At 71.0% G+C, this 25,355-nt stretch carries 24 protein-coding genes and 1 tRNA gene; 14 read left to right on the forward strand and 11 right to left on the reverse strand.

All coding sequences use genetic code 11. The annotated features are described in order from the left end of the window. The first annotated feature begins 135 nt into the window (after nucleotides 1-135). A tRNA-Pro gene (locus ABD355_RS12965) sits at nucleotides 136-209 on the forward strand. 122 nt (nucleotides 210-331) lie between these two features. Here the strand turns inward: ABD355_RS12965 and ABD355_RS12970 are convergent. From ABD355_RS12970 to ABD355_RS13000, 7 genes are all read right to left on the reverse strand, one after another. Next, entirely contained in the window at nucleotides 332-1,177 is an 846-nt protein-coding gene (locus ABD355_RS12970) for a trypsin-like serine peptidase (protein ID WP_344400367.1), read from the reverse strand. Nucleotides 1,178-1,281: 104 nt separating this feature from the next. After that, a complete protein-coding gene (locus ABD355_RS12975) occupies nucleotides 1,282-3,282 on the reverse strand; it encodes an ArnT family glycosyltransferase (RefSeq protein ID WP_344400368.1) in 2,001 nt (666 codons plus the stop codon). Between the two features lie 137 nt (nucleotides 3,283-3,419). Continuing rightward, a complete protein-coding gene (locus ABD355_RS12980; protein WP_344400370.1) occupies nucleotides 3,420-4,109 on the reverse strand; it encodes an aggregation-promoting factor C-terminal-like domain-containing protein in 690 nt (229 codons plus the stop codon). 238 nt (nucleotides 4,110-4,347) lie between these two features. Beyond that, on the reverse strand, nucleotides 4,348-5,019 hold the full coding sequence (locus ABD355_RS12985) for a hypothetical protein (protein WP_344400371.1): 672 nt from the start codon (nucleotides 5,017-5,019) through the stop codon (nucleotides 4,348-4,350). A 303-nt stretch (nucleotides 5,020-5,322) separates the two neighbouring features. Next, the gene (locus ABD355_RS12990; protein WP_344400372.1) at nucleotides 5,323-6,444 is read right to left on the reverse strand and encodes a PP2C family protein-serine/threonine phosphatase; all 1,122 of its coding nucleotides are present in this window, start codon (nucleotides 6,442-6,444) and stop codon (nucleotides 5,323-5,325) included. 139 nt (nucleotides 6,445-6,583) lie between these two features. After that, complete coding sequence (locus ABD355_RS12995) at nucleotides 6,584-7,777, reverse strand: SPFH domain-containing protein (RefSeq protein WP_344400373.1); 1,194 nt, start codon at nucleotides 7,775-7,777, stop codon at nucleotides 6,584-6,586. A 15-nt stretch (nucleotides 7,778-7,792) separates the two neighbouring features. Then, nucleotides 7,793-8,044 (reverse strand): hypothetical protein, encoded by a 252-nt coding sequence (locus tag ABD355_RS13000; protein ID WP_344400374.1) that lies wholly within the window; start codon nucleotides 8,042-8,044, stop codon nucleotides 7,793-7,795. Between the two features lie 288 nt (nucleotides 8,045-8,332). On the opposite strand from ABD355_RS13000, the gene ABD355_RS13005 reads away from it, so the two are divergent. Next, nucleotides 8,333-9,250 (forward strand): SGNH/GDSL hydrolase family protein, encoded by a 918-nt coding sequence (locus tag ABD355_RS13005; protein ID WP_344400375.1) that lies wholly within the window; start codon nucleotides 8,333-8,335, stop codon nucleotides 9,248-9,250. Between the two features lie 135 nt (nucleotides 9,251-9,385). Then, nucleotides 9,386-10,555: an acyltransferase family protein gene (locus ABD355_RS13010; RefSeq protein WP_344400376.1), complete on the forward strand. Its 1,170-nt coding sequence runs from the start codon at nucleotides 9,386-9,388 to the stop codon at nucleotides 10,553-10,555. Here ABD355_RS13010 and ABD355_RS13015 read toward each other — a convergent pair. Continuing rightward, on the reverse strand, nucleotides 10,552-10,911 hold the full coding sequence (locus ABD355_RS13015) for an ArsR/SmtB family transcription factor (RefSeq protein WP_344400377.1): 360 nt from the start codon (nucleotides 10,909-10,911) through the stop codon (nucleotides 10,552-10,554). The two genes, ABD355_RS13010 and ABD355_RS13015, sit on opposite strands and share 4 nt — an antisense overlap. Nucleotides 10,912-11,035: 124 nt before the next feature. On the opposite strand from ABD355_RS13015, the gene ABD355_RS13020 reads away from it, so the two are divergent. Together ABD355_RS13020 and ABD355_RS13025 are read left to right on the forward strand one after the other, a co-directional pair. Beyond that, the gene (locus ABD355_RS13020) at nucleotides 11,036-13,015 is read left to right on the forward strand and encodes a heavy metal translocating P-type ATPase (RefSeq protein WP_344400378.1); all 1,980 of its coding nucleotides are present in this window, start codon (nucleotides 11,036-11,038) and stop codon (nucleotides 13,013-13,015) included. A 190-nt stretch (nucleotides 13,016-13,205) separates the two neighbouring features. Beyond that, nucleotides 13,206-13,754: a DUF1062 domain-containing protein gene (locus ABD355_RS13025; RefSeq protein WP_344400379.1), complete on the forward strand. Its 549-nt coding sequence runs from the start codon at nucleotides 13,206-13,208 to the stop codon at nucleotides 13,752-13,754. Nucleotides 13,755-13,802: 48 nt separating this feature from the next. Here the strand turns inward: ABD355_RS13025 and ABD355_RS13030 are convergent, their stop codons facing one another. Then, on the reverse strand, nucleotides 13,803-14,276 hold the full coding sequence (locus ABD355_RS13030; protein WP_344400381.1) for a winged helix-turn-helix transcriptional regulator: 474 nt from the start codon (nucleotides 14,274-14,276) through the stop codon (nucleotides 13,803-13,805). Nucleotides 14,277-14,377: 101 nt separating this feature from the next. Between ABD355_RS13030 and ABD355_RS13035 the strand changes: the two genes are divergently transcribed. The 9 genes from ABD355_RS13035 to ABD355_RS13075 all read left to right on the forward strand — a co-directional run bounded on the left by ABD355_RS13035 (nucleotide 14,378) and on the right by ABD355_RS13075 (nucleotide 24,413). Continuing rightward, a complete protein-coding gene (locus ABD355_RS13035; protein ID WP_344400382.1) occupies nucleotides 14,378-14,872 on the forward strand; it encodes a PaaI family thioesterase in 495 nt (164 codons plus the stop codon). 21 nt (nucleotides 14,873-14,893) lie between these two features. Next, nucleotides 14,894-15,139: a hypothetical protein gene (locus tag ABD355_RS13040; RefSeq protein WP_344400383.1), complete on the forward strand. Its 246-nt coding sequence runs from the start codon at nucleotides 14,894-14,896 to the stop codon at nucleotides 15,137-15,139. Continuing rightward, nucleotides 15,136-16,224 carry an FAD-dependent oxidoreductase gene (locus ABD355_RS13045; RefSeq protein WP_344400384.1) on the forward strand — a complete coding sequence of 363 codons (1,089 nt, stop codon included), beginning with the start codon at nucleotides 15,136-15,138 and terminating at the stop codon, nucleotides 16,222-16,224. The genes ABD355_RS13040 and ABD355_RS13045 overlap by 4 nt, the downstream gene beginning before the upstream one ends. Nucleotides 16,225-16,233: 9 nt before the next feature. After that, nucleotides 16,234-16,506, forward strand: a complete 273-nt coding sequence (locus tag ABD355_RS13050) for a helix-turn-helix domain-containing protein (RefSeq protein ID WP_344400385.1) — start codon at nucleotides 16,234-16,236, stop codon at nucleotides 16,504-16,506. Nucleotides 16,507-16,537: 31 nt separating this feature from the next. Next, the gene (locus ABD355_RS13055) at nucleotides 16,538-18,157 is read left to right on the forward strand and encodes a serine/threonine-protein kinase (RefSeq protein ID WP_344400386.1); all 1,620 of its coding nucleotides are present in this window, start codon (nucleotides 16,538-16,540) and stop codon (nucleotides 18,155-18,157) included. 94 nt (nucleotides 18,158-18,251) lie between these two features. After that, nucleotides 18,252-21,005: an MGH1-like glycoside hydrolase domain-containing protein gene (locus ABD355_RS13060; protein WP_344400387.1), complete on the forward strand. Its 2,754-nt coding sequence runs from the start codon at nucleotides 18,252-18,254 to the stop codon at nucleotides 21,003-21,005. Beyond that, entirely contained in the window at nucleotides 21,002-22,450 is a 1,449-nt protein-coding gene (locus ABD355_RS13065) for an alpha-amylase family protein (RefSeq protein ID WP_344400389.1), read from the forward strand. Before ABD355_RS13060 ends, ABD355_RS13065 begins: the two co-directional genes overlap by 4 nt. A gap of 226 nt (nucleotides 22,451-22,676) precedes the next feature. After that, entirely contained in the window at nucleotides 22,677-23,339 is a 663-nt protein-coding gene (locus ABD355_RS13070; protein ID WP_344400390.1) for an NUDIX domain-containing protein, read from the forward strand. A 90-nt stretch (nucleotides 23,340-23,429) separates the two neighbouring features. After that, entirely contained in the window at nucleotides 23,430-24,413 is a 984-nt protein-coding gene (locus ABD355_RS13075; protein WP_344400391.1) for an aldo/keto reductase, read from the forward strand. Nucleotides 24,414-24,425: 12 nt separating this feature from the next. Here ABD355_RS13075 and ABD355_RS13080 read toward each other — a convergent pair whose 3' ends face one another. Continuing rightward, nucleotides 24,426-24,755 carry a TfoX/Sxy family protein gene (locus tag ABD355_RS13080; RefSeq protein ID WP_344400392.1) on the reverse strand — a complete coding sequence of 110 codons (330 nt, stop codon included), beginning with the start codon at nucleotides 24,753-24,755 and terminating at the stop codon, nucleotides 24,426-24,428. An 8-nt stretch (nucleotides 24,756-24,763) separates the two neighbouring features. Beyond that, complete coding sequence (locus ABD355_RS13085) at nucleotides 24,764-25,216, reverse strand: SRPBCC family protein (RefSeq protein WP_344400393.1); 453 nt, start codon at nucleotides 25,214-25,216, stop codon at nucleotides 24,764-24,766. Between the last annotated feature and the right edge of the window lie 139 nt (nucleotides 25,217-25,355).

A 25,355-nucleotide genomic window follows, 5' to 3' on the forward strand; every position in this document is an offset into this window, starting at 1 on the left:
GCCCCCCGGCCTCACGTCACGCGGGCTGACTACTCCCCGTCAGCCGCGCGCAAAAGCCATGCGCGACCATCGACCCGAGTGCGGTATGGTTTCCATGCACGTTCGGCCGGGGGAAACCCCAGGTCAGACGGTCACCGGGACGTGGCGCAGCTTGGTAGCGCACTTGACTGGGGGTCAAGGGGTCGCAGGTTCAAATCCTGTCGTCCCGACGGTGTTCACCAGCGGGTTTGCCGACAATGGCAGACCCGCTGGATGCGTTTGTGTGACACCTGACGGCGGCGTGCCGGTGTGCCTGACCGCCTCGGCGCCTCCGCCTCGGCGGTCGTGTGGATCACGGATTGCTGATGGCCGTCTTGTACAGGTCGGCCGCCTGGTTGCCCAGTGTCACGCTGTAGGACACGTCGTCGGTGTCGCCGCCCTGGTCGTAGCCGCCGAGGACGCCGACGACCTGGCCGGCGTCGTTGATCCAGGGGCTGCCGCTGGTGCCCTGGGTGAAGGCGGGGCAGTCGATGCGCTGCTGGGTGCTGCTGTATGCGGTCGGCTTGTTGGTGCAGCTGATGGGCGTCTCCCGGGAGTCGGGGTAGCCGACGACGGTCACGGGGGTGGCGCCCGTGGTCGTGCCGGGCGTGAACCGGTTGGCCCCCACGACGTCCTCGATCGCCCTGCCGTCCTGCTCGTCGACGGTGGCGAAGGCCAGATCGCTGTCCTCGTCCTGGTCCTTGGTCCATCCGTCGGGCAGATAGCGGTGGTCCAGCTTCCACACCCCGTACGGCGCGTGCCCGTCCCGGTAGCCCGGCACGAACACCAGATCGGTACTGGCGTCGCCCACGCAGTGCGCGGCGGTGACGACGAGGTCGCGCTGCGGGCTGTGCACCACCGAGGCCGTGCACAGATGTCCGCCCGCCAGGTCGTCGGCCCGGTCCGCGCCGAACAGCGCGCCGATCCGCGCCGACGCCCGATCGGCTACGACGTCGACGGTGGCCCCTAAGGCCTGTGTCGGCGGTCGCGCCTGTCCCGCGGAGCCCGCTTTTCCGCCGGACGACGGGACTTCCGACGCCCGCCCCGGGTGCCTGTGCCCGACCTCCGCGGCCGCCACGGACGAGGCCAGGGTGAACATCATCACGACGCCTAGCAACGCGTGACGCGAGGTGACCATGATGCGTGAGATGCGCTCCATCAGTGATCACTCTGTCTCACGAAGGTGAGGGCAGGCGCTTGACTTGGCTGAGAATTTCTTGTGAAACCCTTACGGACGCCACGCTCCGCAATTTCACCAAGGTGTCAGTGCCCGTTTGGCGTGGCGGACCTCGGCGCGCAGTCGTACACACGGAACGTCTGGTGAGGCATCTGTATGCAGTGGGCGCGTACCCACTGCGCGGCGGCGCGGCCCGGGGCGGTCGGTGCGCCGCCGAGGACGACGTAGCGCAGCCGGCCGGTGGCGATCAGGTCGTGGAACCCGGCGCTGGTGGGCGTGGGTGCGGCACCCGTGAAGCCGCCCATGGGGAGCACCTTGGCGCCCGCGAAGAGGATGTAGGGGGAGGCCGAGCGCCAGCTGGTCGTGGCGAAGACGAAGGTGGCATGGCCCTGGTGGGCCTTCATGAAGGCCAGGAAGCGCTGCTGTTCGGGGGTGAGTGCCGTCCGGTAGTCGTATCTGACTGCGGTCCTGTGCGGACTCCTCGCACGGGGGGAGCTGTCGTCCGGAGCCGGGTCGTACACCGAGGCGCGGGTCTTGGCCCAGCCGTGCCGGACGTGGTGCCAGGTGGAGACCGGTCCGGCCGCGCCCATGCCCGAGTGGCCGTACTTCGGATCCAGGACGGTTGACGCCCAGGCGGCGGACGGCAGCAGCATGCCCACGATGACCGCCCCCGCCCCCAGTACCGCGATCCGGTAGGGCGCCCGCCGGCCGGTGGTGCGCGACACGGCGAGCAGCAGCAGCCCTGCGGTCCCCGCGACGGCCGCGGCGGGGGCCAGCCAGGGCAGGAACGAGTACCGCGTCGCGATGAACGCCGACCACGCCACGGTGCTGACCGCCGCCGTCGGCAGTGCCCACGAGCGGGTCCGGTCTCCGCGCTGCCAGGCCCGCCAGAACTGCACGGTGCCGCCGCCGAACAGCGCGGCGAGCGGGACCGCCACCACTCCCATGTAGTACGTGTGGGCGCCGACCGCGCCGGCACTGAAGACCAGGAAGTACGTGGCCAGCCACACGCCCCACAGCAGGAAGCCCGCCCGCAGCGGATCCGTACGGTGCCTGCTGCGGAGCCAGACCAGGCCGCACACCACGGACAGCGCGGCCACCGGGTAGAGCCAGCCGACCTGGGAGGCGAGCGAAGGGCCGAACATCTTGGCCCACAGGCCGGCGGACTGGCCGCCGGAGTGTGCCGGCGCGGTGCCGGCCATGGTCGTGGCGGCGACGCTGCCGGTGTCCTTGGCGCTGATGCCGAGGCTGGCGAAACGGTTGAGGAAGTTGTATCCGACGACCTGGCTGAACGCCGAGTTGTCGGTCGTGCCGTCGATGAACGGGCGGTCCTGGGCCGGGGTCAGGGCCACCAGGACCATCCAGGAAGCCGACGCCGCGACGCACACCGCTCCGGCCGTCGCCAGGTGGGTCAGCCGACGGCGCAGCGTCGCCGGGGCCGAGACCAGGTGGAGCAGGCCGAGTGCGGGAAGCACCGCCCAGGCCTCCAGCATCTTGGCCTGGAAGCCGAGACCGACCCACAGCCCGGCCATGAGCAGCGGACGCAACCGGGCCTCGCGGGCGGCGCGCAACGTGGCGTCCGCGGCCAGCAGGACGCACAGGGTGAACGCCGGGTCCTCGACCTCCGTGCGGAACATCCCCGCGACCACGGGCGTCAGCGTGAAGGCGCCGGCGGCGAGGAGTCCCGCGCTCTCCCCCGCCCAGCGGCGCACGGCGCGGTGCAGCACGGCGACGCAGAGGACGCCCTCGACGACCTGCGGCAGGGTCAGTGCCCACGGATGGAAGCCGAAGATCCGCGCGGACAGGGCCTGCGGCCAGAGGAAACCCGGGAGCTTGTCGATGGTGACCGTGTTGCCCGGGTCGAACGAGCCGAAGAGGAAGCCCTTCCAGCTCTCCGTCATGCTGCGCGCGGTCTCGGAGTAGAACGAGTGGTAGGTGCTGTGCTGGATGTCCCAGGTGAACAGCACCGTCGCCGCCAGCATGATCGTCCACCAGGCCAGTCGGGCGTTGAACCCGTTCCCGCGCCGAGGCGGCGGGCCGTCCGTGCTCCGGACAGGCCTGATGAGTTCCGAGGTGGTGACCCCCATGGACGAACCTTCCCGAACGCGCGTCAGCCGTACGACGTGCAAGAGGGCGAGGACACCGCTCGGGATGCCTGGGACCGGTTCACATTCAGGTGAAAGTCAGGTGTACCGCAGTTGTACGACTGGCGCGGTGCCGCGGCTCAGTACGCGTGGTGGGTCTGCCAGAAGGCCCAGGCCTGGCAGGGGCTGCCGTACGTGCTGTTCATGTAGTTCAGGCCCCACTTGATCTGGGTGGCGGGGTTGGTGTGCCAGTCCGAGCCGGCGGACGCGTACTTGTAGCCGGGCAGCGCCTGCATGAGGCCGTAGGCGCCGGAGGAGGCGTTGAGGGCCTGCATGTTCCAGCCGGACTCGCGGTCCACGATGTTGCTGAAGCACTGGAACTGGCCGCCGGGCACGATCTGCCGGGCTATCGCCTGGATCTCGGCGACGGTGTACGAGCTCTTGGCCGGGACGACCGTGCTGCTGTGGTCGGCGGCCGCCTTGGTTTCGGTCTGCTTGTTCGCAGCCTTCTCCGCCGCGGCCTTCTGCGCGGCTTCCTTCTTCGCGACCGCGGTCTGGGCGGCAGCCCTGCGGGCCGCCTCCTCGGCGTCCTTCCGGGCGCTCGCGTCCGCCTGGACGCCCTGGGCGTCGGCCTGCTGCGTCAGGGACGCGGTCTGCACCTGGGCCTGCTGCCCTGCGGGTAAGTCCGCGAGCAGCGTCGAGCCGGCGGCCGTCGCTTCGGCGTCGTTCGACTGCGCGGTGCCGGGCGAGGTGGCTCCGACGACGCTTCCGACAGCGGTGACCGCGGAGGCCGAAGCCACTGCCAGTCCCCGGACCGAAATCGGGCTCACACGTCTTCCTTCCGCTTCGTCCGCGAGGCCATGCCGTGACGCGCACGGGCAACTCGCCTGCCGTCTCCGGCAGTTCGAACACTCTGCCGCGCGGGGGCGGGTGGCGCAATGGTGAAGGAGGTGTGGATGCTCACATCTGATGTCAGTGAAACCCCGCCCGGATGCGGACAATTGACGCGCCGGGGCTCCCCGCCGCAGTGGTGGGGAGCCCCGAGGACGGTCCGGACCTTCGCTGCGGCTACCGGGAGGCGAGTGCGTCCTGGGCGTCGCTGCGGCGGATGCGTTCGCGAACCAGGGAGACGGCGATCACCAGCGCGGCGACGAGTACCGACAGCAGTACCTGGATGCGTCCGCCGCCCTTGCTCCGGCGGCGCACCAGGTGGTGGGCGGCGACCCGGGCGGCACCCAGCAGTGCCCGCTCCGAGTGCTCGGACAGCGGTGTCGAGCCCTCCTGGACCCGGATGGTGCCCAGCTGCCGCTCCCCGGAGCGGATGGCCACCGCGAGCCGGCGCCGGATGTCCAGCTCCGGGTGGCTGTCGATGCCGATCACCTTGCCACTGGAGTGCAGGTGCTGGAACATGCCCCACTCGCGCAGCTTCGCCAGATACGCCTCAGGGCCCTGCCAGCCGAGGATGGAGCGCCGCCGCAGGTCGTCGATCTCGTCGGAGTCGGTGGAGCGGGAGTACGCCAGCACCCGGTTGGCGGCGTCCTCGATGCTGACGATGCCGCCGGTCAGCACGGCGGTCGTCTGGGCGGGCGAGAACAGGTCGCCCTCCTCGGCCCCTGCCTCGTACTCGCCCGGCGGTGCGTCGTCGAGGGGGGCGCGGGCCAGCGCGTTCACCTGCTCCCGGCGGGCCTCGCCGCGCAGTGAGAGCAGGGCGATCCCGGCCTCGGCGGCGGTCTCCGTCACGACCGGCGGCGCGCAGCGCGGGGAAGGCGGCCCGGCCGCGCGCCCCGATGACGAGGACCAGCTCACCGGGCTGTGCCGTCGGCGGGTCCTCGGGATCGAGCAGTGCCACGCCCTGGATCTCGACGTCCAGTCCGGCGGGAGCGGCCTCCACCTCCACCAGCGAGTCGCCCAGGGGCATCAGCAACTGGCGCAGGCTGACGCCCGCGGGGGGCGGGGAGACCGCGGCCGGATCCATGTTCGTCGCCTCTGCCGGGAGCCATGCCGGAGCTCTGATGCCAACCGGCACGACCGAGCACGCTGTGCTCACAGGCGCGGGGAGCGGCGGACGGTCAGGACGGCGATGTCGTCGTGCCGGCGGTCGGCGTCGGTGAACGCGAGGGCGTCCTCGTGCAGGGCCCGGGGCAGTTCGGTGGGGGAGAGGCCGAGGTGCTTGGTCAGCCGCTCGTCGAGCGGGTAGAACGTGCCGTCGGTGGCGCGGGTCTCGGTGAGGCCGTCGGTGGTCAGCAGCAGCGTCGAACCGGCCGGGAAGTCGAACCAGTCCACGGTCGTGGGCTGGACGGCTAGTTCGGCGAGACCGAGCGGGACACCGGAGTCCAGCGGCGGTGTGGTGACGAGGCCCTCGTGCATCAACCGGGGAGGAATGTGGCCGCAGTTGACGACCTGCACCTCGTCGCCCGCGTCGACGCCGAGGATGAGCGCGGTGACGAACCGCTCGTCGTCGCCGGTCTGTTCGGCGTAGGAGTTGTGCCGGACGACCGCCGCGTCCAGGGCGTCGACGAGCGCGGTGAGCGTGGGCTCCCGGTGGGCCGCCTCACGGAAGGCGCCGATGACGGCGAACGCGGCGCCCACGGCGGCCAGCCCCTTGCCCTGCACGTCGCCGATCAGCACCCGGGTGCCGAAGGGCGAGTCGACCACGTCGTAGATGTCCCCGCCGACCAGCCGGTCCTCCTGCACGGGCTCGTAGACGCCGTTGACCAGCACGTCCTCGGTGACCAGCGGCAGCGGGTGCAGGATGTGCCGCTGCATGGCCGCGGCGGTGGAGCGAAGCCGCAGCATCTCGTGCTCGCGCCGGATGCGCCAATGACAGGCGTAGACGGAGGCCACCCCCAGCGCGAGGGTGAACAGCACCAGCAACAGCCGGTCCAGCCAGTGCCCGCCGACCGGGGCCCGCACCACCGCGGTGGTGGTGACGACGAGCGAGGTCCACGCGGCGACGAACCCCGTCTGCCGCACGGTGCACAGCGCCGACGCCGTCCCCGGCAGGAAGACCAGCAGCCCGAGCAGCCACACATCGGACCCGGACAGCACCCCCAGAACCTCCACCAGCACGGTCACCGACACCACGCCGACGACCAGCTCGACGTTGCTCGGCGGCTCGATGGCATCGGAGACTTCGACGGGTCTCTTCCGTCGGCTACCGGTCATGTGGGGACTCCCGGTCAGTGGGCCGCGCCCCAGAGGGGCGCGGGGCAGCATTCATGTGCGGCTACGCCGCGGGGCGCGACCCGCCACGACGGCGCCGCGGTCGAACGGACGACCTGTCGCGGCGCCGCCGGCGGAGCGCCTAGTCGACGTCGACCGGCCCGTCGTCCGCCTTCCTCTCCTTGCCCGAGCGCAGCTGAAGCAGCCCGCTGCTGCTGCCGCTGTTGTCCTCGGACCGGCGCCCGTCCGTGGCGTCCTGGCCGTTCAGGTTCTGCCGGACCGAGTCGAGGATGGTCAACCCCTGGGAGACCAGACCGGCGGCGATCTCGCCCAGACCGTCCGCGCCGTTCAGGACATTGACGTTCGCGCCCGCCAGGCCGCCCGCCGCCTCCTTCACGATCTGCGGCAGCTGGTCGATCAGCATCCGGTCGAGCGCGACCCGGTCGTACGAGGCCGCCGCCTCGGCCTGGATCTTCATGCGCTGCGCCTCAGCGGCCGCCAGCACCCTGACCCGCTCGGCCTCGGCCTCGGCGGGCTTCACGATCTCGGCGACCAGCTGCTGCTGACGCAGCTTGGCCTGGCGCTGCGCCAGTTCCGTCTGCGCGGCGAGCACCTCCTGCTGGGCGTGCGCCTGCGCCAGCGGCCCGGCCTGGGCCGCCTGAGCCTGGGCGCGGTCGACCTCGGCCGAGTACTGCGCCTTCACGATGGCGGTCTGCCGTGCGTACTCGGCCTGCTTGCGGGCCGCCTCCTGCTCCGCCTCGACCGAGGCCTGGGTGGCCTGGGCCTGGGCGATCTGGGCCTGCCGCTGGATGGCCGCCTTGTGCGGTGCGGACATCGCGTCGATGTATCCGGCGTCGCCGTCGTCGATCGACTGGATCTGCAGCGAGTCCACGATCAGACCGATCTTCGCCATCTCGGTCTTGGAGGTGTCCAGGACCTCCGCGGCGAGCTTCTGCCGCTCGGTCACGATCTCCTCGACCGTCATCGAGCCGATGATGGCACGCAGGTGACCGGCGAAGATCCGCCCGGTCAGGACCGACATCTGGTCCTGGTCGGAGAGGAAGCGCTGGCCGGCGTTGATGATGCTCTCGTGGTCGTTGCCGACCTTGAAGGCGATGACTGCGCGGACGTGCAGGGCGATGCCCTGCCGGGTCACACAGGTCTCGGTGACCTCGGACTCGCACATCGACAGGGTGAGGAAGCGGGTCTTGCGGAAGAACGGGATCACGAACTTGCCGTGCCCCGTCACCACTCGGAACGGCGCGCCCCCCAGTCCCCGCCTGCCTCCCGAGATCAACATCGCCTCGTCGGGAGCGGGAACGCGGTATCCGAACATTTTTCTTTCTACTCCTCAGTCAGCGCCGACGGCGTCGCCGCCGAGCGCGTCCAATGGATCCACCCACTCGATGACGCCGACCTCACGACATCCGCGCGACTCGATCACCAGCACCGTCGCCCCCGTGAGCAGGGGATCTTCGGACCAGGCGAGGAAGGTCTCGGAACCGCCTCTGACCCGCACCAGGATTTCGCCGGGCCCCGCGGATCCACGCGTTCCGACGAGCACCTTCCCCGTGCAGCCGATCACGGCTTCGTCCTGCGGCATCACGGCCGCTCTCCTATGTTCTGGCCCACGATTCAGACGATAGACCTACCTGGGTCGGGGACCCAACGGGCTCGTCGATCCGGTGCGAGCCGCACGGGTCCCGTCGTCCCCGCCCGGCGGGTCTCCGCGCCCCCGGAACCGGCGGACTCCCTTTGCGCGAAAGGCCAGTTGCCTGCTTCCCACCTCTGGCCCCGCAGACATACCGAGCGGTATACAGGCTGCGTCGCGTGTGATGCCGCGCCTGGGTGCGGCTCCGCGCGACGTCCGGGTCTCAGGGGGAGGAATCGCATGGCGGACGACACGCGTTCGGGCTCAGCGGCGAGACGCCGGCGGCGGGGGATGGCGGTGGGGGCGGCGCTCGGCGGCTGCGCCCTCGTCGCGGCGTCCACGACGCCTGCCGCGGCACACGGAGGGGGACACGGCCGGGACACCCGCTATGTGTCGCTCGGGGACTCCTACACGGCGGGCCCTCTCATCCCGCAGCAGGTGGACGCCAACTGCGCCCGCTCCGACCACAATTACCCCTCGATCGTGGCGGCGGCGCGCAAGGCGACCGCGTTCAAGGACGTGAGCTGCAGCGGAGCGACCACCGACAACATGTGGAAGGCGCAGGGCACCAATGAGCCCCAGCTGGACGCGCTGAACCGCGACACCGGTCTGGTGACGGTCCAGATCGGCGGCAACGACATCGGTTTCAGCTCCATCATCGGCACCTGCGCCCGCCTCAGCTCCCAGGACCCGACGGGCGACCCGTGCCGGCGCTACTACGCCTCGTCCGGCATCGACCAGCTCACGGTCGCCATCGCGCGGACCGCGCCGAAGATCGACGCGGTGCTGCGGGCCGTGCACGCGCGGGCGCCGCACGCCCGGGTGCTCGTCGTCGGCTACCCCGACCTGCTGCCCGACGACGGCAGCGGCTGCTACCCCGCCGTGCCGTTCGCGGCCGAGGACTTCGCCTATCTGCGCGACACCGGCAAGCGGCTGAACCTGATGCTTCGGCTGGTCGCCGAGTGGGACCGTGCCGGGTACGTCGACACCTACGGGCCCACGGTGGGCCACGACATGTGCAAGGCGCCCGACGTCCGCTGGATCGAACCGCTCCAGCCAGCCTCGCCCGCCGCCCCCGCACATCCCAACGCCAAGGGTGAGGAAGCGATGGCGCGTGCCGTTCTCGAACGTCTGGACAAGGGGCACGGCCGCGATTGAGCGGCTGCGGTGCCGAGGTTCGGCCCCATTGGTGTGACGTCGGGTACGGGGATGAATGAAAGGTGCTGAACTGGCAAGCTTCCCCTTCATGCCCCGCTTCATGCACAGCACGAACAGTCCCCTGCAGGTGATTCGATGACGACGGCGACCAGGGCGCCCCGGACGCCATCGACCACCGAGACCGCAAGCACCACGAGGAGTTCCCCGTCCGCTCCGGCGCCCTCGCTGCCGTCCCTCACCGGCCTGCGATGGATGGCCGCACTGCTGGTCTTCGGACTGCACGTGCACAACTTCCACTACTTCGACGGCAGCGCCGGCTCCCTCGTCACCTGGGCGTTCGGAGCCGGCGCGACGGGGGTGTCGTTCTTCTTCGTGCTGTCCGGGTTCGTGCTGACCTGGTCGGCCCGGCCGGGCGACCGCGCGCCCGCCTTCTGGCGCCGCCGTATCGCCCGCATCCTGCCGGTCCACCTGGTCACCGCCGCGATCGCGCTGCTCATGGCGTACACGCTGGCCCACCAGTCCAAGCCGACCCTGAGCCAGGGGCTGGCCAACGTCCTGCTGGTGCATTCCTGGTGGCGGCCCTGGTGGCAGACGCTGGACCCGGTCAGCTGGTCACTGGCCTGCGAGGCCTTCTTCTACGCCGTCTTCCCGCTGCTGGCGCTGCTTCTGCGCCGTCTCGGCGCCCGCGGCTCGGCCGTGCTGGCCGGAGCGTCGGTGCTGGCCGTGCTGGGGCTGGCGTGGGTGGATGCGCACCACTGGCTGGGCCAGCAGATCTACTCCTTCCCCGCCGCGCGGCTGCCCGAGTTCGTCCTCGGTGTCGCCGTCGCCCGGCTGGTGCTGCTCGACCGGTGGCGCGGACCCGGCCTGGAGGCCTCGCTCGCCCTCGCGATCATCGGCTACTTCCTCGTCCCGCACGTCCCGCACATCACCGACGGCTACCCGGCCACCGTCTGCACCGTCATCGGGTTCGCCCTGCTCATCGCCGCGGCGGCCGTCGCCGACCTGCACGGTCTGCCCTCGATGTGGCGCCACCGGCGACTGGTACGGCTGGGGGAGCTCTCCTTCGCGTTCTACATGGTCCACCTGCTCGTGCTGCGCGCCGGGACCAACGTGCTCGGCACGAAGCCCCTCTTCGGTCCGACGGCGGGTCTGGCCGTCACGGCCGTCGTGTTCGCCGTGTCCCTCGGCTTGTCCTGGGTCCTGTACGAGGCCGTGGAGTGCCCCGCGAGACGCCTGCTGCTGCGCCGCCGCCCCTCCGCCGAGTCCCGCTCGGTCGTACGGCAGCCGGACGGCCAGGACGCCTAGGGCGTACTGTCGCGCAGGCCCAGCCGCAGATGCTCCACGTGGTAGAGGGCCTGCTCGAGCAGTTCGGCGACGTGGTTGTCGTAGAGCGCGTAGATGACCGAGCGGCCGCGGCGCTCGCCGGTGACCAGACCGAGGTTGCGCAGCAGGCGCAACTGGTGCGAGCAGGCGGACTGTTCCATGCCCACGGCGTCGGCGAGTTCGGTCGCCGCGCACGGGCCCTCCTGCAGACGGGCCAGGATGCGCAGCCGGGAGGGGGTCGCCAGGGCCTGGAGCGTGGCGGCCACGTCGGCGGCACCCACTGTCTCCAGGCGCTCGCGTGCCGTTGCGGCGGTGGTGGTGTCAGCTCCATGGCCCATGCCGTTCATCCTACGGAGGGTGAGCGGCCGTAGTCCCGTACCCATGCGCTCATGACCATGCACCCATGACCGAGCACTCATGAAGAAATGAATGGGTCTTCATGTGTTCCTGTATGGTCGGAGCATGACCTCCACGCTCACTCCGCCCCAGGCCGCTCCGGTCCCGCCCGCGCCCGTGTCCCCGCGGCGCACCCGGATGCTCGCGCTGCCCGAGGTGCGCTGGGCCGTCGCTGCCACCGTCTGCTTCCTGCTCGCGCTGCCGCTGCAGCTGACCGGCGCACCGGCCTGGAGCTGGGGGCCGCTGTATGCGGCGGCGTACGTCACCGGCGGGTGGGAGCCGGGCCGGGAAGGGCTCAAGGCGCTCCGCGAGAAGACCCTCGACGTCGACCTGCTGATGGTCGTCGCGGCCCTCGGCGCGGCAGCCATCGGGCAGGTCATGGACGGCGCCCTGCTGATCGTCATCTTCGCGACCTCGGGCGCACTGGAGGCGCTGGCCACGGCCCGGACCGCCGACTCGGTGCGCGGCCTGCTGGACCTGGCGCCCGCCACGGCGACCCGGATCGCCCCGGACGGATCCGAACGGGCCGTGCCCATCGAGGAGTTGACGATCGGGGACACCATTCTGGTACGGCCCGGTGAGCGGGTCGGCGCCGACGGCCGCGTACTGGACGGGGCGAGCGAGGTCGACCAGGCGACCATCACCGGCGAACCGCTGCCCGCCCTCAAGGAACCCGGCGACGAGGTGTTCGCCGGGACCGTCAACGGCACCGGCGCGCTGCGTGTCCGCGTCGAACGGGACGCCTCCGACTCCGTGCTGGCGCGGATCGTCCGCATGGTCGAGGAGGCGTCCGGGACCAAGGCGCCCACCCAGCTGTTCATCGAGAAGGTCGAACAGCGCTACTCGCTCGGCATGGTGGCGGCGACCCTCGCCGTCTTCCTCGTGCCGCTCGCCTTCGGCGCCGAGCTGACCGGAGCGCTGCTGCGGGCCATGACCTTCATGATCGTGGCCTCGCCGTGTGCGGTGGTCCTGGCCACCATGCCGCCCCTGCTGTCTGCCATCGCCAACGCCGGGCGGCACGGCGTGCTGGTCAAGTCGGCGGTGGTGATGGAGCGGCTCGGCCAGGTCGACACCGTCGCGCTGGACAAGACCGGCACCCTGACCGAGGGCGTACCCCGGGTGACCGACGTACGGCCGCTTCCCGGATCCGGCATGGGGGAGCGGGAGTTGCTGACACTCGCGGCCGCCGCCGAGCACCCCAGTGAGCATCCGCTGGCGCGGGCCGTCGTGGAGGCGGCGCGCGAGCGGGAGCTGCCGCTGCCGTCCGTGCGGGACTTCGACTCGACGCCCGGCGTCGGGGTGACGGCCAGGGTCGACGGGCGGCGGGTCACGGTCGGCGCCCCGGCCCGGCTCCTGGGCGGCGCGACCGACGCCGCGGCGGCGCACGCGGCGGTTCATGCGGCCGAGCTGGAGGAGTCCGGCCGTACCGCAGTCCTCGTCGTGGCCGACGGCGCCCCCGTCGGACTCCTGGGCCTCGCCGACCGGTTGCGCCCGGACGCCGCCGCCACGGTCGCCTCCCTCACGCACCTCACCGGCACTGCCCCGACCCTGCTGACCGGCGACAACCCGCGCGCGGCCGGGCGCCTGGCCGCCGAGGTCGGCATCGAGGACGTCCGGGCGGGACTGCTGCCGCAGCACAAGGTGGGCGCGGTGACGGAACTGGAGCGCGCGGGACGCAAGGTGCTGGTCGTCGGGGACGGCGTCAACGACGCCCCGGCCCTCGCGGCCGCCCACACGGGTGTCGCCATGGGCCGGGCGGGATCCGACCTGGCACTGGAGACCGCGGACGCCGTCATCGTCCGCGACGAACTCGCCACCGTGCCCGCGGTGATCGCCCTCTCCCGCCGGGCCCGGCGTCTGGTCGTGCAGAACCTGGTGATCGCCGCGGTCTTCATCGTGGGCCTCGTCGTCTGGGACCTCGCAGGCACCCTGCCACTGCCCCTCGGCGTCGCCGGCCACGAGGGCTCCACCGTCCTCGTCGGCCTCAACGGGCTGCGGCTGCTGGGGGAGCGGGCTTGGCGACGGGCGGTCACCGAGGGAGGGTGACGGCCGCGGTCGAAAACCGGTGGATCAGCGCCGCTGTGCTGCCCTACCGTGCTGCCGACCCGAGTCGCCCAGGCAAGGACGTGCCGTTGTACACCGTGTGAGACCCCCCGAGAGCTGATCTGTCGCGCGTCGCGCAACTGCGCCGCGCTGCTTCCTGCTGCGGACTTCTCACTGAAACCGGTGTACTTCTGTGCTCCATACCTGGGTGGTCATGCCCACCTGCCCGCCGACCGTTCTACGCCGCTGCCACGTGTGCGCGTCCGAACGCTTCCGGGCCAACGGCAAGTTCCGTGTCAACGCACACCACAAGCTTCTCGACGCCTGGCTGCTGGTGCTCTGCACCGGCTGCGGGGACACGGCGAAGCTCACGGTCCTGGACCGGACGAACGTACGCTTCGTACGACCTGGGCTGCTGGACCGGATGCACGCCAACGACTCCGATCTGGCAGCCGAGTTGCTCCAGGATCCGGCCCTGCAGCGCCGTAACCACGCAGCCCTCGACTGGGACGGCGCCTGGCGCCTGGACACCGGCGGAACGGATCATCTGGACCGCGAGGTGATCGACGTCTCGGTGCGCTTCGCCGCACGGATCCCGGTCCGGCCGGTGCGGCTGATCGCGGACGGCTGCGGTCTCTCGCGGGCCGAGGTCGAGCGTCTGATCACGGACGGGAAGCTCGTCTCGGCAGCCCGGCTGAGCGGCAAGCTCTCCGGCGACTTCACCTTCACGCTCAAGCGCTGAGCCCTCCCCGGGGCGCGGGCCCGTCCGGCAGCTCCGCCGGACGGGCCTTCAGCTCTTCGGCTGCAGGCGCGCCGCCGGTCCAGGTGTCACCGTGACCTCCCGCGGGGAGAGCTCGGTGTGCTCGTCGGGGCACTCGACCACGACCCGCACCGGGGCGCCGCAGTCGCGGTGCCGGATCTCCAGGACCGGGCCCTCGGGATCCCCGACGTACGCCTCGCCCCACTGCCGCAGCGCCACCATGACCGGCCACAGATCACGGCCCTTGGCGGTGAGCCGGTACTCGTGGCGGGTCCGGCTGCCCTGCTCCTGGTAGGGGACCGTCCGCAGGATCCCGGCCGCGACCAGCTTGCGCAGCCGGTCGGACAGGACCGCCTCCGACAGCCCCACATGGCGGCGGAAGTCGTCGAAGCGCCGCACCCCGTTGAAGGCGTCACGCAGAAGCAGCAGTGACCACTTCTCGCCGATCAGGTTGAGGCTGCGCTGGACCGGACAGTTCTCGGTGCTCATCTCGAGCCACTTCATACCGCCATCCTAGAACACCTGGCTTCTACATTGACAGTCAGCTGACCGCAGAGCTAGCTTCGAGAAACATAGTCAGTGGGTCAGAGAGGAACCGCAGCCGCATGGAACGCTCTCGTACGTACGAGTGGGACGACCCCGCGATCTCGGCGGGCGCCGTCGGGCAGGGCTCCGGCCTGCACTTCCTCCGTGAGATCCTCGCCGGCCGGCTGCCCGCGGCGCCGATCGCCGCCACGCTGGGCATGTCGATCGAAGAGGTCGACCACGGCCACGCGGTGTTCTCCCTGGAGCCCGGTGAGGAGCACTACAACCCCATCGGCAGCGTCCACGGCGGCATCTACGCCACGATGCTCGACTCGGCGGCAGGCTGCGCCGTGCAGTCCACCCTGCCGGCGGGCATGGGCTACACCTCGCTCGACCTGACGGTGAAGTTCCTGCGCCCGGTCACCGCAGACACGGGCAAGGTCCGCGCCGTCGGCAGCGTCCTGAGCAGCGGTCGGCGCACCGCACTCGCCGAGGCGCAGCTCTTCGACTCGGCCGACCGCCTGCTCGCCCACGCCACCAGCAGCTGCATGCTGTTCCCGGTGCCGGGCGCCTGAGGGCCGACTCAGCCCTACCGAGTGGCCAAGGCCGCGCTCGGCCCCGACGCGGTCGCCATCGGTACGGCCGCGCTGATCGCGCTCGGCGACCATCACCCCACGTACGACGCCAAGGGGGCCCAGACCCTCGCCCGCGCCCGCGCCTGCGGCAAGGCCCACCTCCCGTATCCCGAGCCCGCAGACCTGGTTGCCCTTACCATCGAATCCGCCGCCATGGCCCGCGTCCCGCTCGCGGGCACGAACTGGATCCCCGGGGAGGGCCTGTGATCGCCGTCGTGGGCGCCGGGCTGATGGGCGCGGCCACCGCCTGGCAGCTGGCCCGGCGCGGCCACGAGGTCACGCTGATCGAGGCGTACGGCATCGGCCACAAGAAGGGCAGCTCGCACGGCAGCTCACGGATCATCCGGCGGGCGTACGCCGACCCCTTCTACGTACAGCTGACCGGGCAGGCGTACGAGCAGTGGCGGGAACTGGAGCACGACAGCTCAACTCCTTTGCTGCGCACCACCGGTGGCCTCGACATGGGGGAGGAGCGCGACACCGAGGCGATCGCCGAGTTCCTCTCCGCGGCCGGAGTGCCCCATGAGCTCCTCGGCCCGGAGGAAGCCTCGGAGCGCTGGCCGTACATCCGCATCACGGGCCCGGTGCTCCACCACCCGGACGCGGGCGTCGTCGACGCCGACCAGACCGTCGCGGCCTGCGCCCGGCGGGCGATCGAGCACGGCGCGGAAGCGATCACCGGCACCCGTGTCACGGGTATCGACGTCCGGGGCGGCGAGCGGGTGCTCCTGCGCACCGACGACGGGCGCGAGATCCTCGCGGACACCGTGGTGGTCGCCGCCGGTGCCTGGCTGCCGGAGCTCGAACTGCCCGTACCTCTGCCTCCGTTGGAGGTGACCCAGCAACAGGTCTTCCACTTCCCGCAGCGGGATCCGTCCGTGCGGTGGCCGACCCTCATCTGGGACGGGGCGCTGCACCTCTACGGCCTGCCGTCGGGAAGCGACGGCGGCCCGCTGCCCACGGTCAAGGTCGCCGAGCACGACCGCGGCACGCCCACCACCGCCCGCACCCGCAGCGGAGTCGTCGACGCGTCGTCGCGGACGCGGGTCGGCGGCTTCGTCCGCGACCGTCTCCCGGGTCTCGACCCCGACCCCGTCGCCGAGGCCACCTGCCTCTACACCACCACCCCCGACGAGGACTTCGTCCTCGACCGGCACGGCCCCTTCGTCATCGTCTCCCCGTGCTCCGGACACGGCGCGAAGTTCACCCCGCTCATCGGCGCGATGGCCGCCGACCTCGCGACCGGCCGCGCCGAGCCGCACCCCCGCTTCCGGCTGGGGCGCACGGCGTAAGTTGCGCCGGTGACCGAGCAAGCCACCTCCGACGACGAGGCCCTGGAGCGCATGATCGCGGTCCGGACCCGGGAGTACCGGAAGGCCGCCGGGCTCTCGGTCGGCTGGACGGCGCAGCGGGTCCGCATCTCCAAGGCCATGCTGTCGAAGATCGAGAACGCCCGGACCGCGTGCAGCCTCACCACCCTCTCCCGGCCGGCGCGCTCCCGCGACGTGCCGGCCACCGCCCTGCTCCGCGGCATGGACGGCGAACGCGAGGCGGCGGACGCGGCCCGCGCGTGAGCTGTCAGGGCGGCCCACTAGGCTCCCGCGCATGAGCGACGAGGGCAGAGACACCCCTGCGAGACGGGTTGTCGACGGACGGTTCGAGCTGACGTCACGGCTCGGAGGCGGCGGCATGGGCATGGTCTGGCGGGCCACCGACCTGATGCTGCACCGCAGTGTGGCCATCAAGGAGGTACGGCCGTCCGACCCGGGCCTCGCCGAGTACGACCCGGAGGCCGCACGGCTGCTGCGGGAGCGGGTGCTGCGGGAGGCCCGTGCACTGGCCCGGGTCGACCACCCCAACGTGGTGACGATCCATCACATCGTCGACGGCGGCCCCGGGACCTACCCGTGGATCGTCATGGAACTCGTGACCGGCGGCTCCCTGGCCGACCGCCTCGCCCGCGGCCCGATGAACCCGATCGAGGCGGCACGCATCGGCCTCGAAGTGCTGGACGCGCTGCGGGCCGCCCACGAGGCCGGCATCGAACACCGTGACGTGAAACCGGCCAACGTCCTGCTGCGCCCCGACGGCCGCCCGGTGCTCACCGACTTCGGCATCGCCGCCCTCCGCGAGGCCACCGCCCTCACCGCCACCGGCTCCGTCATCGGCACCCCCGACTACATGGCGCCCGAGCGGGTCTCCGGCAAGGACGGCGGCGCGGCCTCGGACCTGTGGTCGCTCGCGATGATGCTGTACGTCGCCGTCGAGGGCCACCATCCACTGCGCCGGGGTACGACCCTTGCGACCCTCGCCGCCGTCCTCACCGACGACATACCGCCGCCGGTCAAGGCCGGCCCCCTGACGGACGTCCTCGCCCGCGTCCTCGTCCGCGATCCCCAGGCCCGCCCCGACGCCCGGCAACTGGAACGGATGCTGGCCGACGCCGCCCGGCAGACCCAGACCGGGACCCTTACGTCCTTCCCCTTGCAACCCCCGGCCGTCCCACCGTGGGACACCTCGCCGCAGGACGCCCCACCGCCGTACGCCGCACCGACCACCCCGGTGCCTGCCGGTCGCCGTCGCTGGACGCTGCTCGTCCTGCCCACCGCCGGAGTCACCCTCGCCGGGGTCCTCGTATGGACCCTGCTGCCGGGGTCGGACACGCACGCGTCCGGAGGCACGGGCTCCCGCACCACGGGCTCCCGCGCCACGGCCACGCCCTTGGCCGGCTCCACCGCCTCTCCCACGGCCGAGGAACAGACCGCCACGACCGACCTGTTGACCCCGCAGGGCATCCGCACCGCGATCGCGGCCATCGAGAAGGAGACCGGCCGGGACCGCTTCGGCGACCTGACGGTCTACCCGCAGTACGTCTCGGCCGACGTGATGGTGAAGGGCAGCGACACCGCGTACGACTCGTACACCTACCGCTCCGGCCAAGGCGTACAGGAGGACATCAGCAAGGGCACACTGTCCGGCGAGGAGAAACCCGTCCGCCTGGACGGCTTCGACTGGGACAAGGTCCCCTCACTGCTGGTCCAGGCGAAGAAGAGACTCAAGGTGCCCAAGGCGAACACCCGATACCTGTTGCTGGACCCCCCGGGCAACGCCTTCGGCTTTGCCGTCGGGATGAGGATCTACCTCACTGACGACTACGGCCGGACCGGCTATCTCGTGGCGGACAAAAAGGGCGAGATCAGCAGTGTGATGCCCGCCGACAGCTGATCCTCTACGCCACCCCTCCGCCCCCCACCCATTGCGGCCCCGTCCGAGACGTCCGAGTCTGGGAGCAATGCCTGGCTGGGCGGAGGAGGCGGCGATGGCGGAGGACAGTGGCACGGTGGGCGCCGAACGGCAGCGGCTCGCCGAGGCCGACGCGTCCCTGGCGGACTGGCGCCGCTGGGGCCCCTACCTCAGTGAGCGGCAGTGGGGAACCGTCCGGGAGGACTACAGCCCGGATGGCGAGGCCTGGTCGTACTTCACCCACGACCAGGCGCGCTCCCGCGCCTACCGCTGGGGCGAGGACGGCATCGCCGGCATCAGTGACGACAAGCAGCGGCTCTGCTTCTCCCTGGCCCTGTGGAACGGCCGCGACCCGATCCTCAAGGAACGGATGTTCGGCCTGACCAACGCCGAGGGCAACCACGGCGAGGACGTCAAGGAGTACTACTTCCACCTCGACAGCACGCCCACCCACTCGTACATGAAGTACCTGTACAAGTATCCGCAGGGGGAGTTCCCCTACGCCGACCTCGTCGACACCAACAAGGCCCGCGGCCGCCGCGACTTCGAGTACGAACTGCTCGACACCGGCATCTTCGACGAGGACCGCTACTTCGACGTCTTCGTCGAGTACGCCAAGGCCGGCCCCGAGGACATGCTCGTGGAGATCACCGCGCACAACCGCGGCCCCGAGGAGGCCACCCTCCACCTCCTGCCGACCCTCTGGTTCCGGCACACCTGGTCCTGGGCCGGCGGCACCGCCGTACCGAGCCTCACGAAGACGGCGGACGCCATCCGCGCCGACCACGACGAACTCGGCCCGCGCCGGCTGTACTGCGACACGGACGCCCCTGCCCTGTTCACCGACAACGAGACCAACAACCAGCGCATCTTCCACAGCCCCAACAGCACGCCCTACGTCAAGGACGGCATCGACCGCTGCGTCGTCCACGGCGAGACCGGCGCCGTCAACCCCGCGCAGACCGGTACCAAGGCCGCCCTCCACCACACCCTGACCGTCCCCGCCGGTGACAGCGCGACCGTCCGGCTACGGCTCTCCGACGTCGAACTCGCCGATCCCTGGGCGGACTTCGCGGCCACCATGGACATCCGCCGGACGGAGGCCGACGCCTTCTACGAGGACGTCGTCCCCGACGGCATGAGCGAGGACGAGCGGCGGCTGGTGCGCCAGGCGCTCGCCGGGATGCTGTGGAGCAAGCAGTACTACTACCTCGACGTCGAGCGCTGGCTGGCCGAGCACGGCGTGGACCCCCTCGCAGCCGACCCGAACATCCGCAACAGCGCCTGGTACCACATGGTCAACGACGAGGTCATGTCGATGCCGGACACCTGGGAATACCCCTGGTTCGCGGCCTGGGACCTCGCCTTCCACACCCTCGCCCTGTCCATGGTCGACATCGGCTTCGCCAAGGGACAGCTGGAGCTCCTCCTGCGCCGGCTCTACCTCCACCCCAACGGCCAGATCCCTGCGTACGAATGGAACTTCGGCGACGTCAACCCGCCCGTGCACGCCTGGGCGGTCCTGTTCGTCTACGAACTCGAGAAGCACCGCACCGGCCACGCCGACCGCGCCTTCCTCGAGAACGCCTTCCAGAAGCTGATGAAGAACTTCACCTGGTGGCTCAACCGCAAGGACGTCGACGGCAACAACGTCTTCCAGGGCGGCTTCCTCGGCCTGGACAACATCGGCGTCTTCGACCGCAGCGCGCCGCTGCCCACCGGCGGCCACATCGACCAGGCCGACGGCACCGCCTGGATGGCGCTGTACTGCCAGAACCTCCTCGACATCGCCATCGAACTCGCCGTCGACAACCCCGTCTACGTCGAGCAGGCGCAGATGCTGTTCGAGCACTTCGCGTGGATCGCGGTCGCCATGAACCGCATCGGCAAGGACAACGCCAGCCTGTGGGACGAGGAGGACGGCTTCTTCTACGACGTGCTGCGGCTGCCCGACGGCACCGCGACCCGGCTGAAGGTGCGGTCCCTGGTCGGCTTGATACCGCTGGCGGCGAGCAGCGTCATCGGCGGCCGCGCCGACCGTACCTTCCCCGAACTCGTGGAAGGAGCCAAGGAGTTCATCCGGCGGCATCCGGCAGTCGAGGCCGTCGTCCAACAGCACGACCTGGGCACGGCCGACGAGAACGGCCGCTACCTGTTCGCCCTCTTCGGCGAGGACCGGCTGCGCCGCATCCTCGCCCGCATGCTCGACGAGGAGGAGTTCCTCGGCCCGCACGGCATCCGGTCCCTCTCCCGCTACCACGCCGAGCACCCGTACCACTTCGACGTGCACGGCCAGACGTACGGCGTCGGCTATCTGCCCGCCGAGTCCGACTCCGCCATGTTCGGAGGCAACTCCAACTGGCGCGGCCCGGTCTGGTTCCCGATGAACCTCCTGCTCATCCGCGCCCTGCTGAACCTGCACGGCTATCACGGTCCCGGCTTCACCGTGGAGTGCCCGACCGGCTCCGGACGGCAGCTGAACCTGTACGAGGTCGCCCGCGAGATCTCCGACCGGCTCACCGCCACCTTCCTGACCGGCGAGGACGGCCACCGCCCGGTCCACGGCGCACAGCCCAAGTTCGCCAAGGACCCGCACTGGAAGGACCTGATCCTCTTCTACGAGTACTTCCACGGCGACAACGGCGCGGGCCTCGGCGCCTCCCACCAGACCGGCTGGACCGGACTGGTGGCCGCCACCGCGACCCTCTTCCACGCCATCAGCGCCGACGACTGGCACCGCGGCGGCCGGGAGTCGCTGCGGTCTGTGAATGACCAGGACAAGCGGGATGAACGGTTCGCGGGCTCGGGCGACGAGGAGCCCCTGTCATGACCGTCGTCCACGAGATCAACACCCTTGTCTGGTTGGGTGAGTTGAGTGGGCGGTACGGGCGCCGCGTCACCCTCGGCGATGTCCCCGCCGAGGTCTGGGACGAGGTCGCCCTGCCCGGCATCGACACCGTCTGGCTGATGGGCGTCTGGGAGCGCAGCCCGGCAGGCCTCGCGATCGCCCTGCGCGACGAGTCCCTGCTCGCGTCGTTCCGCCAGGCGCTGCCCGACCTGACCCAGGCGGACATCGCCGGATCCGCCTACTGCGTACGGAACTACGTCGTCGACGCCTCACTCGGCGGCCCGGACGGCCTGGCCGAGGCGCGCGCCCGACTGGCCGACCGGGGCGTGCGGTTGATCCTCGACTACGTGCCCAACCATGTGGCCCCCGACCACCCCTGGCTCACCGAGCATCCCGAGCGCCTGATCCAGGGCAGCCGCGAAGACCTGGACCGGTCACCCGAGGCCTTCCTCGACGTCGGCGGCCACATCTACGCCAACGGCCGCGACCCGTACTTCGCCCCCTGGCCGGACGTCGTCCAGCTCAACGCCTTCAGCGCGGACCTGCGCACCGCGGCCGTCGACACGCTCGTCTCCATCGGCGACCAGGCGGACGGCGTGCGCTGCGACATGGCGATGCTGCTGATGAACGACGTCTTCGCCAAGACCTGGGGCGACCGGGCGGGCCCGCCCCCCGCGGACGACTTCTGGCCGTACGTCGTTCCGCGCGTCCGGGCGCACCACCCCGACCTCCTCTTCGTCGCCGAGGCGTACTGGGACCTCGAATGGGCCCTGCAGCAGCAGGGCTTCGACCACTGCTACGACAAGCGGCTGTACGACCGCCTCCTCCACGAGGACGCCGAGTCGACCCGCACCCACCTCCAGGCCGACCTCACCTACCAGCGCGGCCTGGTCCGCTTCCTGGAGAACCACGACGAGCCGCGGGCCGCCGCCACCCTGCCCGGCGCGCAGGAGCGCGCCGCAGCCGTCACCATCGCCACCCTGCCCGGCGCGACGCTCTGGCACGAGGGCCAGTTCGAGGGCCGCAAGGTCCGCCCACCCGTCTTCCTCGCCCGCCGCCCACAGGAACCCCCCGACGAGCAACTCCGCGCCTTCTATGGCCAGTTGCTCCCTGCCGCGACCGCCGTTCGCGAAGGCGACTGGCGTCTTCTCACCACCACCGGCTGGCCGGACAACGACACCCACCGCAACCTGCTCGCCTGGAGCTGGACCGGCCCCGCCACCCGTCACCTCGTGATCGTCAACTACTCCGACACCCCGTCCCAGGGCCAAGTCCCCCTACCCTGGCCCGACCTGTCCGGCCACCCCTGCCACCTGACCGACCTGCTCACGGGCCAGACCTACGACCGCGACGGCGACCAACTACTCACCCCGGGCCTCTTCGTCGACCTGCCGGCCTGGCACTCGCATGTGCTGAGCGTGGCTTGAGCCGTGGCGGCGGAGTCCGTCCCGCCTGTCCGGTGGCAGGAGGAGCCAGCTCTCGGATGCGTTCGCGATCTCGTGACCGGCATTCGATGCGAGGCCATGACTCGCTGATGGGACGCGGCTTCATCTGCCCTCCGGCCCCCCGGCCTCAGCCGGAGACGGCCGCGGCCATGGTAGAAGCGAGCATGACCCACTTTCACACAGCCTTCCGCAGGACCGGCGGTGTCCGATGACCGCCGGCATCGACACCCCGGACCGCCGCGGCCGTACCGGCCTGGACCGTGCCGGGCTCGACCTGACCGGCAATCCCCGTGTGAAGGTGCGGGAGGTGAAACTGCTCTCCAGCCACTGGTACGTCGAGCGCGCCACCACCTTCGACTTCCGGCACGCCGACGGCAGTTGGTCCACCCAGCAGCGCGAGACACACGACCGCGGCAACGGCGCCACCATGCTGCTCTACGACACCGAACGCGAAACCGTGCTGCTCACCAGGCAGTTCCGCTTCCCGGTGTATGTCAACGGGCATCCCGACGGCATGCTGGTCGAGACCCCGGGCGGACTCCTCGACGACGAGGACGAGCACCCCGAACTGGCCGTCCGCCGCGAGGTGGTGGAGGAGACCGGGCACACCATCGGCGAGGTCCAGCACGTCTTCGACGTCTACATGAGCCCGGGCTCGGTCACCGAACGCGTCAGCTTCTACGCCGCCGCCTACGGCCCCTCGACCCGCACCCACGAGGGCGGCGGCCTCGACGAGGAGGGTGAGGACATCGAGATCGTCGAACTGCCCTTCCGCCGGGCCCTGGAGATGATCCGCACCGGCGAGATCGCCGACGCCAAGACGATCATGCTGTTGCAGTGGGCGGCGCTGGAGGGTCCCTTCAGGAAGTAGTGCGCCCGGGTCCCCTTGACTTCGTGTGCGCTTCAAGCTGAAGACTCCCGTTCGTACCCGAAACCGCGGGCGCGAAGGGGAGGACCCGGCATGAAGTACCGCACCATCGGAACGGACCCGCACACCAGCCGCGAGGTGAGCGTGCTCGCGCTCGGCGCGATGCTGTTCGGCTCGCGGACGGACGAGGAGACGTCGTTCGCTCTGCTCGACCGGTACGTCGAGGCCGGCGGCAACTTCATCGACACCTCCGACAACTACGCCTTCTGGGTCGACGGCGGCCAGGGCGGCCAGAGCGAGGAACTCCTCGGCCGCTGGCGGCGCAGCCGCGGCATCGGCGACGAGATCTTCATCGCGACGAAGCTGGGCGCCCGCCCGCTGGCCCCCGGCACCAGCTACATCGACAACCCGGAGGGCCTGTCGGCGAAGGTCATCCGCGAGTCCGCCGAACGCAGCCGCGAACGCCTCGGCGTCGACAGGCTCGACCTGCTCTACGCCCACATCGACGACCCGACCGTGCCCCAGCGCGAGACGGTCGAGGGCTTCGCGGAACTGGTCGCCGAGGGCACGGTCGGACTGCTCGGCGTCAGCAACCAGGCCGCCTGGCGGGTGGAGCGGGCCCGCGCGATCGCCGCCGCGGCCGGGCTGCCGGGCTACGAGGTGCTCCAGTACGCACACAGCTATCTGCGCCCGCGCACCGACGTACCCGGCGACATGTTCCCGGACGGCAGCCTCGGCCACGCGGGCCCCGACCTGCTGACGTATCTGCGAGCCGACCCGGCCCTGACCCTGGTCGCGTACTCACCCCTCCTCAAGGGCAGCTACACCCACCCCGACCGACTGCCCTCGGACTACGACCACCCCGGTACTCCGGCCCGGCTCACCGTCCTGCGCGAGATCGCCCGCGAGACGGGCGCCACCGCCAACCAGATCGTGCTGGCCTGGCAGTCGGGTGGCGATCTCCCGATCATCCCGCTGGCCGGTGCCTCCACGCTCGCGCAGCTGGAGGAGAACCTGGCAGCGGTCGACCTGGAGTTGACCCAGGAGCAGCGGTTCCGGCTGGACGCCGCGCACTGAGACCGTTCCGCCTCACTTGGGCGGCAGACCCGCGGCGAAGCCGTACCCCTCGTCGATCCATTCGCCGAGTGTCTCGTCCTCGGTCACCGCCGAGGAGTCCACGACGACCCAGCCGCGCATCGGGCGGCCCGTCATGTCGAACAGACGGGCACCCGGGCGGGCCAGCGCGGCGTCCGTCGCGTCGGGGCCGACCCGGACCATCAGATCGTCGCCGGTCACACCGACGGCCATGTTGCCGTGCAGCAGGAACGCGATGCCGCCGAACATCCGCTTCTCGGCGACGCCGGGATCGGCGCCCAGATGCTGCCGAATCCGTTCGGCAAGTCCTTCGTCGTACGCCATGAGGGGCCTCAATCCGTGTGGTGCGTGAGTCTGCGTTCGAGGTCGCGGAGGTCCTTGCGCAGGGACGAGCGGACCTGGCGGGCCAGGAGCGGCGCGGCCAACCGGTAGAAGCCGCCGGAGCCGCCCTGGACCCGGATGCGGGCCAGGGTGCCGTCCGGGCTCGGCTCGAAGGAGTACGTCACGTGCATGGGCATGGGACCCGCCACCGACACCATGTCCAGCAGCCGCGGGAAGTCGTGTGCGGCCACGCGCAGGACGTAGTCGATGCGCCGTCCGAGGAAGAACGCCGTCCGGGTGACCTCGGCACCGACGCCGAAACCGCCCCCGTCCGCCTCACGGGTCAGCTCGGCCGTACGAATGCCCTGCGTCCAGTCGGCGTCGTGGCGCCAGTCCATGGCGTACTCCGCCACCCGCTCGGGTGACAGCGGAATGACGCGTGCCACGGACACGTCGATCGTCATCCTTCCAGGATCCCCGCACCGGGCTGCCGACGCGCGGCGTACGCCGTCCCGATATGACGGGTCTCTTACGCCGTCGCGCCAGAGCAGGACAAAACGCCGCCCCGGCGAGAGGCTGCTGCTGAGCCGCGGCTCGGACCCG

The sequence above is a fragment of the Streptomyces longisporus genome, from assembly GCF_039532765.1.
Classification (GTDB): Bacteria; Actinomycetota; Actinomycetes; order Streptomycetales; family Streptomycetaceae; genus Streptomyces; species Streptomyces longisporus.

What these genes read in the sequence shown, in the direction of transcription:
- ABD355_RS12970 (WP_344400367.1), bottom strand. Translation starts at nt 1,177, where the DNA reads ATGGAGCGCATCTCACGCATCATGGTCACCTCGCGTCACGCGTTGCTA.
- ABD355_RS12975 (WP_344400368.1), bottom strand. Translation starts at nt 3,282, where the DNA reads ATGGGGGTCACCACCTCGGAACTCATCAGGCCTGTCCGGAGCACGGAC.
- ABD355_RS12990 (WP_344400372.1), bottom strand. Translation starts at nt 6,444, where the DNA reads ATGACCGGTAGCCGACGGAAGAGACCCGTCGAAGTCTCCGATGCCATC.
- ABD355_RS12995 (WP_344400373.1), bottom strand. Translation starts at nt 7,777, where the DNA reads ATGTTCGGATACCGCGTTCCCGCTCCCGACGAGGCGATGTTGATCTCG.
- ABD355_RS13000 (WP_344400374.1), bottom strand. Translation starts at nt 8,044, where the DNA reads ATGCCGCAGGACGAAGCCGTGATCGGCTGCACGGGGAAGGTGCTCGTC.
- ABD355_RS13005 (WP_344400375.1), top strand. Translation starts at nt 8,333, where the DNA reads ATGGCGGACGACACGCGTTCGGGCTCAGCGGCGAGACGCCGGCGGCGG.
- ABD355_RS13010 (WP_344400376.1), top strand. Translation starts at nt 9,386, where the DNA reads ATGACGACGGCGACCAGGGCGCCCCGGACGCCATCGACCACCGAGACC.
- ABD355_RS13015 (WP_344400377.1), bottom strand. Translation starts at nt 10,911, where the DNA reads ATGGGCCATGGAGCTGACACCACCACCGCCGCAACGGCACGCGAGCGC.
- ABD355_RS13020 (WP_344400378.1), top strand. Translation starts at nt 11,036, where the DNA reads ATGACCTCCACGCTCACTCCGCCCCAGGCCGCTCCGGTCCCGCCCGCG.
- ABD355_RS13030 (WP_344400381.1), bottom strand. Translation starts at nt 14,276, where the DNA reads ATGAAGTGGCTCGAGATGAGCACCGAGAACTGTCCGGTCCAGCGCAGC.
- ABD355_RS13035 (WP_344400382.1), top strand. Translation starts at nt 14,378, where the DNA reads ATGGAACGCTCTCGTACGTACGAGTGGGACGACCCCGCGATCTCGGCG.
- ABD355_RS13055 (WP_344400386.1), top strand. Translation starts at nt 16,538, where the DNA reads ATGAGCGACGAGGGCAGAGACACCCCTGCGAGACGGGTTGTCGACGGA.
- ABD355_RS13060 (WP_344400387.1), top strand. Translation starts at nt 18,252, where the DNA reads ATGGCGGAGGACAGTGGCACGGTGGGCGCCGAACGGCAGCGGCTCGCC.
- ABD355_RS13065 (WP_344400389.1), top strand. Translation starts at nt 21,002, where the DNA reads ATGACCGTCGTCCACGAGATCAACACCCTTGTCTGGTTGGGTGAGTTG.
- ABD355_RS13070 (WP_344400390.1), top strand. Translation starts at nt 22,677, where the DNA reads ATGACCGCCGGCATCGACACCCCGGACCGCCGCGGCCGTACCGGCCTG.
- ABD355_RS13075 (WP_344400391.1), top strand. Translation starts at nt 23,430, where the DNA reads ATGAAGTACCGCACCATCGGAACGGACCCGCACACCAGCCGCGAGGTG.
- ABD355_RS13080 (WP_344400392.1), bottom strand. Translation starts at nt 24,755, where the DNA reads ATGGCGTACGACGAAGGACTTGCCGAACGGATTCGGCAGCATCTGGGC.
- ABD355_RS13085 (WP_344400393.1), bottom strand. Translation starts at nt 25,216, where the DNA reads ATGACGATCGACGTGTCCGTGGCACGCGTCATTCCGCTGTCACCCGAG.